This window comes from Scandinavium hiltneri (assembly GCF_024764835.1).
In the GTDB taxonomy this organism is placed as follows: Bacteria; Pseudomonadota; Gammaproteobacteria; order Enterobacterales; family Enterobacteriaceae; genus Scandinavium; species Scandinavium hiltneri.
In genome coordinates this window covers 1-266 of record NZ_JALIGE010000011.1, presented here as the reverse complement: position 1 = coordinate 266, position 266 = coordinate 1, and the positions used below count along the sequence as shown (strand labels likewise).

The following is a 266-nucleotide window of genomic DNA, read 5'->3' as shown; positions in this document are numbered from 1 at the left end:
AAGGGTTCCTGTCCAACGTTAATCGGGGCAGGGTGAGTCGACCCCTAAGGCGAGGCCGAAAGGCGTAGTCGATGGGAAACAGGTTAATATTCCTGTACTTGGTGTTACTGCGAAGGGGGGACGGAGAGGGCTATGTTAGCCGGGCGACGGTTGTCCCGGTTTAAGCATGTAGGCGGAGAGTTTAGGTAAATCCGGACTTTCATTAACGCTGAGGTGTGATGACGAGGCACTACGGTGCTGAAGTAACAAATGCCGCACTTCCAGGA

At 53.8% G+C, this 266-nt stretch carries 1 rRNA gene; it reads left to right on the top strand.

Annotated features, from left to right (window positions below):
- Positions 1-266 (top strand): 23S ribosomal RNA (locus MUU47_RS00040); the annotation flags it as partial.